Origin of the sequence: Gilliamella sp. Pas-s27 (assembly GCF_009795865.1) — a bacterium.
Lineage (GTDB): Bacteria > Pseudomonadota > Gammaproteobacteria > Enterobacterales > Orbaceae > Gilliamella.
The window spans coordinates 1-389 of record NZ_WTEW01000112.1 but is presented as its reverse complement, the minus strand read 5'-3'; the positions used below and the strand labels follow the sequence as shown (position 1 = coordinate 389).

The following is a 389-nucleotide window of genomic DNA, read 5'->3' as shown; positions in this document are numbered from 1 at the left end:
CGAGCTCGCTTTGGATTTTTTGTCGATTTCTTCTGGCCAGTTGACTTTGATTGGCCATGTAAACTCATCTTCTGGCATCAATTCCGCATCCAAATTATTATCCGAAAACGCCATATAGCTATTTATCCACATCCATTCGTCATAGTTTAAACTGCTATAAGCTGCTAGTAGAAAGTGGTCAATCACTTTAGTGGTATTAGGCTCGCATACTACACATTCTAGACGATAGCTTCTAACCATTCCGCCACTAGAAAGAGGAACTGATACTGAGGTCATACACCCTTGAATATCTGCCCAATTAAATTCTTTAACCGTTATCTCTTTAGCTCTAAAGGGTGAACGAGTAAAAGTAGCCCATGATCCTAGATATAAGATGAAATGTTCATAAA

The 389-nt window shown here is 38.8% G+C and carries 1 protein-coding gene; it reads right to left on the bottom strand.

Annotated features, from left to right (window positions below; genetic code table 11):
* On the bottom strand, positions 1–389 hold a 389-nt coding region (locus GQ589_RS11930; protein WP_202115114.1), incomplete at both ends, for a DUF6708 domain-containing protein.